This window comes from Streptomyces sp. NBC_01275 (assembly GCF_026340655.1).
Classification (GTDB): domain Bacteria; phylum Actinomycetota; class Actinomycetes; order Streptomycetales; family Streptomycetaceae; genus Streptomyces.
Map to the genome: position 1 here is coordinate 9,855,909 of NZ_JAPEOZ010000001.1, position 7,539 is coordinate 9,863,447.

Here is a 7,539-nt window from a genome sequence, read left to right on the forward strand (position 1 = left end):
AGGCTTCATGTCGGACTTCGTAAGCGCCCCGCGCAGGCTGCCGGCAGGAGGCCCGGCACAAGGCCCGCCCCCGGCGACCGCGCTGACGCTCGACCGGGTGCGGCTCGGCGCGGGCGGACCGCTGGCCCGCGTGCGGGTGGCGGACGGCAGGGTGGCCGAGGTCGTCACGGCGGCGGAGAACGGAAGCGGAGCGACACCGGCCGGGGGCGGGCGTGTCCTCGATATGGACGGGCGGGTGCTGCTGCCCGGCCTGTGGGACGCCCATGTCCACCTGGCGGAGTGGGCGAACGCCCGGCACCGGCTGGACCTGTCCGGCACCGCCTCCGCGCGGGCGGTGGCCGACCTCGTGCGAGACCTGCGCGCACCCGGCGGCGGAGCCCCCGACAGCACGGTGCTCTACGGGTACGGGTTCCGGGACGGCCTGTGGCCCGACGCCCCGGACAAACGGCTCCTCGACTCGGCCCTGCCCGACCGGCCCGTCGCCCTGGTCAGCGCCGATCTGCACGCCGTGTGGCTGAACTCCGCCTGCCTCGCCCTCGTCGGCCGGGGCGACCATCCCACCGGCCTGGTCAGGGAACACGAGGCCCACGAGGTCCTGTCCGCGCTCCCCGCCGCGTCGGCCCGGGTGGTCGACGACCGGATCGCGGACGCCTGCCGGGCCGCCGCCGCGCGCGGGGTCACCGGTGTCATCGACTTCCAGTACGGCGACACGGTCGCGGACTGGGAGCGGCGCGCGGCCGAGTCCAGGCCGGCCCTGCGGGTGTCGGCCGCCGTCTATCCGAGCCGCCTGGACGCGGCCGTGGAACGCGGACTGCGCACGGGGGCCCAGGTCGGTCCGGGCGGCGGCCTGGTGCGGGTGGGCCCGCTGAAGCTCTTCACCGACGGCTCGCTCAACACCCGTACCGCGCTGTGCCGCGACCCCTATCCCGGGCTGGAGGGCACGGACGGTTCCCACGGCATCGAGGAGACGTCGCCGCGCGAACTGGTGCGGCTCATGCGCCGCGCCGCGGCGCACGGCATCGAACCCGCGGTGCACGCCATCGGCGACCGCGCCAACACGGTTGCCCTGGACGCCTTCGAGGCGGTGCGCTGCCGCGGCCGGATCGAGCACGCGCAGTTGCTGAGCCCCGAAGACCTCCCGCGGTTCGCGCGGTTGGGCGTCACGGCGGGGGTGCAGCCCCGGCACGCGACGGACGACCGCGATGTGGCGGACCGGCACTGGGTCGGGCGCACCGGACGGGCCTTCGCCTACGCCGACCTGCTCGCCGCCGGGGCGCGGCTGGAGTTCGGTTCGGACGCCCCGGTCTCGCCGCTGGACCCCTGGCTCGCCATCGCGTCGGCCGTCGGCCGCACCGACGACGAACGCCCCGCGTGGCACCCGGAGCAGCGCCTGTCCGTCCGGGACGCACTCGTCGCGGCGGCCCGCGGGCGCCGGCTGATCCGGGTCGGGGACCCCGCCGACCTGGTGGTCGTGGACGTGGACCCGCTGGAGGCCGACGTCGACACCCTGCGCGCGATGCCCGTGCACGCCACGCTGACGGACGGCCGCTGGACCCATGGGCCGTACTGACGGGCCGTACTGAGGTGGGGCGGCGCAACTCCCCGCCCTCTTCTCCCCGCCCTCTGCTCGTCGCCCTCTTCTCCCCGCCCCCTGCTCCCCGGCCGCCGGGGAAACCCCGGGCCCGGACGGGACCGTACCGTCCGGGCCCGGGAGCCTGGTGCCCGGGAGCTCCGGTGGTGCTCAGACGGCGCCCTGTCGGCGCCCTGCCGGGGTCAGCCGGTCGGCCGTCGTCAGCAGGGACCGGTGGATCTCCTCCGCCCGGACCGCGACGGTCGACAGCAGGGTGCTGGTCAGCCCGTGGGTGTGCTCGGTGCCGCCTTGGAGGTAGAGGCCGGCGGTCACCTCGGGCAGCGTCTCGACGCGGTGGTCCCGGCCCACGCGGATCTCGTCCCCGTCGTCCCTGAGGCACAGCTTGGCCGCCTCGCCGAGCAGCGGCGTCAGATCGCGGGACCGGTAGCCGGTGGCGAGCACGAGCACGTCGGCGGCCAGCACCTGCCGCTCGCCGGTGGGCAGGAACTCGACGGCGACGTCGAGACCGCCGTCGGCGCCGGGCTCGACGGCGCGGATCCGCGAGACGTTGAGGAAGCGCAGCCGCTCCCGGCCGGCGACCTTCTCGCGGTAGGAGGTGGCGTACAGGGACTCGATCAACTCCATGTCGACCACCGAGTAGTTGGTGGAACGGTGGTAGTCGAGCAGCGACTCCTTGACCGCGGAGGGCGCCGAGAAGTAGACGTCGACCGCCTCCGGGTCGAAGATCCGGTTGGCGAACGGGCTGTCGTCGGCGGGCGTGTAGCCGTACTTGGCGAACACCGAGCACACCTCGGCGTCCGGGAACGTGCGGTGCAGATAGTCCACCGCCTCGGCGGCGCTCTGGCCGGCGCCGAGCACGACGGCCCGCCGCACCGGCGTGCCGGCCTCCGCGAGCCGGGCGGCACGGGGGATCAACTCGCTGTTGTGCCAGACGCGTTCGGCCAGCTCGAGGCCCGGCGGCACATGCTGCTGAAGGCCCATGGCCACGCTGATGTTGCGGGCCCGGTGAGTGACGGTCGCCTCGGGGCGCGTGTGGTCGCGGCAGGTGACGTCGAACAGGACCACCTGGCCGTCGTCGTCGCGCACCGGGTCGACGGCGACGACTTCACTGCCGTAAGAGACCAGGTGGGAGACCCGTTCGGCGGCCCACTCGAAGTACTCGTGGAACTCCATCCGCAGCGGGAAGAGGGTTTTCTGGTTCAGGAAGTCGATCAGTCTGCCCCGCTCGCGCAGGAAGCAGAGGAAGGTGTAGTCGCTGGTCGGGTTGCGCAGGGTGACGAGGTCCTTGAGGAAGGACACCTGCATCGTGGCGTCGTCGATCAGCATGCCCCGGTGCCAGCCGAAGCGCGGCTGGCGTTCCAGGAACAGCGCGTCGAGGCGTCGGTCCGCAGGAAGGCTTGTGTTGTGCTCCTCGACCGCGATGGACAGAGCGAGATTTGACGGACCGAATCCGATTCCGATGACGTCGTGAACGACGTCGGAATCCATGAGCGGTGAGTTCACCGTGGCATCGCCTCCCTCAGGCAACCACATGCTAGATAAGGTAAGGCTTACCTTGCAATGGAGTCGTTGAAGGGAAGAACCGTCATGCGGGTCGTCATGCTCGGCTACCAGACCTGGGGCCACCGCACGCTACAGGCGTTGCTGGACTCCGACCACGAGGTGGTTCTCGTCGTCACCCATCCGAAAAGCGAGCACGCCTACGAGAAGATCTGGGACGACAACGTCGCCGAACTGGCCGAGAAGAACGACGTCCCCGTCCTGCTGCGCAACCGCCCGGACGACGCCGAACTCCTCGCCGCCGTACGGGAGGCCCGGCCGGACGTCATCGTCGCCAACAACTGGCGGACCTGGCTGCCCCCGGAGCTGTTCGACCTCCCGCCGCACGGCACCCTCAACGTCCACGACTCGCTGCTGCCGTCGTACGCCGGGTTCTCGCCGATCATCTGGGCGCTCGTCAACGGCGAGGAGCGGGTCGGCGTGACCGCGCACCGCATGAACGCCGAACTCGACGCCGGGGACGTCCTGGTGCAGCGCTCGGTGCCGGTCGGGCCCACCGACACGGCGACCGACCTGTTCCATCGGACCGTCGACCTCATCGCGCCCCTCGTGCACGAGTCGCTCGACCTGATCGCCTCGGGCCGGGACGCCGGCCAGTGGGTGCCGCAGGACCGCTCCCGCGCCAGCTTCTTCCACAAGCGGTCGGCGGAGGACAGCCGCATCGACTGGAGTTGGCCCGCGGAGCGCCTGGAGCGGCTCGTACGGGCCCAGTCGGACCCGTACCCGAACGCCTACGCCTTCCACCGCGGGCAGCGGCTGAGGATCGTCTCCGCCGCCGTCTCGGAGGCCTGCTACGGCGGCACCCCGGGGCGGATCTTCATCCGGGAGGGCGACGGCGTGGTCGTGGTGGCGGGCGCCGAGGCGTACACGGGCCGCTGCCGGGGGCTCCTGATACGACGGGTGCGCACCGACGACGGCGCCGAGTACGCGGCCGCCGACTACTTCCGCACCATGGGCGGGTACTTGACGTCCCGCCCCTGAGCGGAGGGACCGACAGCCGTGTGGGCCCCGCCGTTCGAGGCGAGGGCCCACACGGCGCGTCACCGGGTCAGTCGGCGGCCGACGCCCCGACGGTGTCCTCGGACCGTGCGCCGTCGCCGTCGTGGTGGTGCCGGCCCAGCGGGATGACCAGCGGGGTGCCGCTGACCGGGTCGGGGGTGATCCGGCAGCGCAGGTCGAAGACGTCCTCGACGGTGGCCTCGGTGACCACCTCGGCGGGCGCGCCCTCGGCGACGATCCGGCCCGCCTTCATGGCGATGACGTGATCGGCGTACCGGCAGGCCTGGTTGAGGTCGTGCAGCACCATCACCACCGTGCGCCCCTCGCGCCGGTTGAGGTCCGTGATCAGGTCCAGTACGTCGATCTGGTGGGCGAGGTCGAGATAGGTCGTCGGCTCGTCGAGGAGCAGGACGGGGGTGCCCTGGGCGACGGCCATGGCGATCCACGCGCGCTGCCGCTGGCCGCCGGAGAGCTCGTCGACCGGGCGGTCGGCGAGGTCGGTCAGGCCGGTCGCGGCGAGGGCCTCGCGCACGGCGTCCTCGTCCGCCGCGGACCACTGCCGCCACCAGGTCTGGTGCGGCGAACGGCCCCGGCCCACCAGGTCGCCGACCGTCAGCCCCTCAGGCGCCACCGGCGTCTGCGGCAGGATGCCGAGCTTGCGCGCGAGGTCCCGGGTGGACATGGTGCGCAGGGCGGCGCCGTCCAGTTCGACGACGCCCTGGCGTGGGGCCAGCAGCCGGGCGAGCGCGCGCAACAGGGTCGACTTGCCACAGGCGTTGGCCCCGACGATGGCGGTGATCCGGCCGGTCGGCACGGTGAGGTCCAGGTCCTCCACCACCGTCCGTCCGTCGTAGGCGAGATGCAGGTTCCTCGCCCGCAACTCCGGCCCGGGGAAGGGGGGGTGAGGGACGCCGGAGCTGCCGGGGCCGCCGGACGGACGCGGGACGCCGGCGTCGGCCTGCGCTGCGGACGGGCGCGGGGCGCGCGGGTCGGTGGTCGACATGGGATCAGCCTCCAGAGCCCGCGCGGTTGGCGCGGATGAGCAGCCACAGCAGGACCGGCGCGCCGAGGGCGCCGGTGACGATCCCGACCGGCAGTTCCGTCCCGGGGACCGCCTCGCGTGCGAGGAGATCGGATCCGAGGACGACGAACGCGCCGGTGAGACCGGAGACGAGCGGGGGCGGTGACGAGACGCCGGCCAGCCGCTGGGCGATCTGCGGACAGGCCAGGGCCACGAAGGCCACCGGACCGGCCGCCGCCGTGCCGAAGGCGACCAGCCCCACCCCGGTCAGCAGCAGCGCCAGCCGCACGGCCTGCACGGGCGTGCCGAGCCCGGCGGCCACGTCGTCGCCGAGCATGAGCGTGCGCATCCAGCGGCCCATGGCGAGGGTGACCGGCAGGAGTACGGCCATGGCGAGGGCCAGGGAGTCCACCTGGTCCCAGGTTCGGCCGTTGAGGTTGCCGACCAGCCAGCCGAGGGACTCCTCCGCCTCGAAGCGGTTGCCCCGCGCCAGCAGGAAGTCGGTGGCGCTGGAGCAGATCCAGGACACGCCGATGCCGACGAGGATGATCCGGTAGCCGGTGGCTCCGCCCTTCCACGCCAACGAGTACACGAGCAGCGCGGTCGCGAGGGCGCCGAGCAGTCCCAGCGTGGACAGTCCGAGGCCGCCGGTCCAGCCGAGGACCACGGCCGCCACGACGGCGGTTCCGGCGCCCTGGGTCAGTCCGATCATGTCGGGGCTGGCCAGGGGGTTGCGGGTCATCGTCTGGAACACGGCCCCCGAGACCCCGAACGCGACGCCGACCAGCAGCCCGGTCAGGGCCCGCGGCAGCCGCAGATCCTGTACGACGATGACCGTGCCGGGGTCGCCCGCGCCGCCGAGCGCCCTGACGACGTCGGTGAAGGCCACGGGATAGTCGCCGAGGGTCAGACCCCAGCAGAACAGCAGGAAGGCCCCGAGAGCGACGATCACCCCGGTCAGCGCCAGGCGCGGGCGCAGCACGCCGGACACCGGAGGAACGGCGAGCCGGAAGTGCCGCCCGCGCAGGGCGGAGGGCGCGGGCGCGGGCGACGGTTTCGGGGTGGCTGGGTTGGCTGGAGTGGCTGGGGGGGACTGTGCGGACACGCTCACACCTCCGCGAGTTTCCGGCGGCGGACCAGGGCGATGAAGAACGGGCCGCCCAGGAAGGCGACGAGGACTCCGGCCTGGATCTCGGTCGGTCGGGCCACCGTCCGGCCCAGGATGTCGGCGGACAGCAGCAGTACGGGCGCGAGCGCGGCGGACAGCGGCAGCAGCCAGCGGTGGTCGGGGCCGATCCCGGCGTACTGGGCGAGGACCCGGGCGATGTGCGGGACGACCAGGCCGAGGAAGACCACGGGACCGATGACGGCGACCGACGCGCCGGTCAGCAGCACGATCGCGGTGACTCCCTGGAGGCGCACCAGACCGAGCCGCCGTCCCAGGGAGGCGGCCACCTCGTCGCCGAGGGCGAGGCTGTTGAGGGCGGGCGCGCAGGACAGGGCCAGGACGGCGCCGACGGCGAGGAAGGGCAGGATGCGCAGCAGGTCGCCGGAGTCCTTGTCGGCGAGGGTGCCGGCCGACCAGAAGCGGTAGCGGTCCAGCGCGTCCTGGTCGGTCAGCACCACGGCGCTGGTGAGCGACTGCAGCAGCGAGGTGACGGCGACTCCGGCGAGCGCCAGTTTGACCGGGGTGGCCCCGGACCGGCCCAGCCGCCCCAGGAAGAAGACCACGACGCTCGCGACGAGCGCCCCGCCGAACGCGAACCACACATAGCCGTAGACCGATCCGACCCCGACCACCGCGACCGCCACCACGATCGCGAAGGACGCTCCGGCGCTGACCCCGAGGATGCCCGGGTCCGCGAGGGGGTTGCGGGTGAGGGCCTGCATCAGCGCACCGGAGAGGCCGAGCGCGGCGCCCGTCGTCAGGCCGAGCAGGGTGCGGGGCACGCGCACCGACCAGATGACGTTGTCGACGAGACGGCTCGGCGGATGGCCGAGGACCGAGCGGACGACCTGGTCGAGCGGCACGTTGAGCGCGCCGAGCGCAACGGACAGCAGGGAAAGAAGGACGAGGAGGGCGACGACCAGTGCCACCAGCACCGTGGTGCGAAGCCCTCTGCCTGAAGCCACTTGGCTTGAAGCCACTTGCCGGTCTCCATGTCGTCGTCCGGGTTCTCGCCGGAGCGCTGTCGGTCATCGTCCGTTGTGGGAACCCCTGTTGGCGGATCACCGGACGGTCCGGCCGACAGGTTAGGCGAGCATAACCTCAGCCGCTGTGACCTGGGTCGCCGGATACAGAAGGGGGCTATCAAGTTAGGCAATCCTTACCTTACTATGCGAGCGGTCGCGGCTCCGCTGAGCCGTT

Annotated in this window: 6 protein-coding genes; 2 read left to right on the plus strand and 4 right to left on the minus strand. The window is 72.8% G+C overall.

Annotated features, from left to right (window positions below; genetic code table 11):
* Nucleotides 1–7: 7 nt before the first annotated feature.
* The gene (locus tag OG562_RS43345) at nt 8–1,570 is read left to right on the plus strand and encodes an amidohydrolase (protein ID WP_266408037.1); all 1,563 of its coding nucleotides are present in this window, start codon (nt 8–10) and stop codon (nt 1,568–1,570) included.
* A 171-nt stretch (nt 1,571–1,741) separates the two neighbouring features.
* Here the strand turns inward: OG562_RS43345 and OG562_RS43350 are convergent, their stop codons facing one another.
* Nucleotides 1,742–3,094 (minus strand): lysine N(6)-hydroxylase/L-ornithine N(5)-oxygenase family protein, encoded by a 1,353-nt coding sequence (locus OG562_RS43350; RefSeq protein ID WP_266408039.1) that lies wholly within the window; start codon nt 3,092–3,094, stop codon nt 1,742–1,744.
* A gap of 84 nt (nt 3,095–3,178) precedes the next feature.
* Here OG562_RS43350 and OG562_RS43355 point away from each other — a divergent pair, with 84 nt between their 5' ends.
* Entirely contained in the window at nt 3,179–4,132 is a 954-nt protein-coding gene (locus tag OG562_RS43355; protein ID WP_266408041.1) for a methionyl-tRNA formyltransferase, read from the plus strand.
* Nucleotides 4,133–4,199: 67 nt separating this feature from the next.
* On the opposite strand, the gene OG562_RS43360 is transcribed toward OG562_RS43355, so the two are convergent.
* The 3 genes from OG562_RS43360 to OG562_RS43370 form a co-directional block, all read right to left on the minus strand.
* Nucleotides 4,200–5,153, minus strand: a complete 954-nt coding sequence (locus OG562_RS43360; RefSeq protein WP_266408042.1) for an ABC transporter ATP-binding protein — start codon at nt 5,151–5,153, stop codon at nt 4,200–4,202.
* A gap of 4 nt (nt 5,154–5,157) precedes the next feature.
* A complete protein-coding gene (locus OG562_RS43365; RefSeq protein ID WP_266409842.1) occupies nt 5,158–6,198 on the minus strand; it encodes an iron chelate uptake ABC transporter family permease subunit in 1,041 nt (346 codons plus the stop codon).
* An 80-nt stretch (nt 6,199–6,278) separates the two neighbouring features.
* Nucleotides 6,279–7,319, minus strand: coding sequence for an iron ABC transporter permease (locus OG562_RS43370; protein ID WP_266408044.1), 1,041 nt, complete (start codon nt 7,317–7,319; stop codon nt 6,279–6,281).
* Between the last annotated feature and the right edge of the window lie 220 nt (nt 7,320–7,539).

Coding starts and splice junctions, on each gene's coding strand:
- OG562_RS43345 (WP_266408037.1), top strand. CDS start 8: ATGTCGGACTTCGTAAGCGCCCCGCGCAGGCTGCCGGCAGGAGGCCCG.
- OG562_RS43355 (WP_266408041.1), top strand. CDS start 3,179: ATGCGGGTCGTCATGCTCGGCTACCAGACCTGGGGCCACCGCACGCTA.
- OG562_RS43360 (WP_266408042.1), bottom strand. CDS start 5,153: ATGTCGACCACCGACCCGCGCGCCCCGCGCCCGTCCGCAGCGCAGGCC.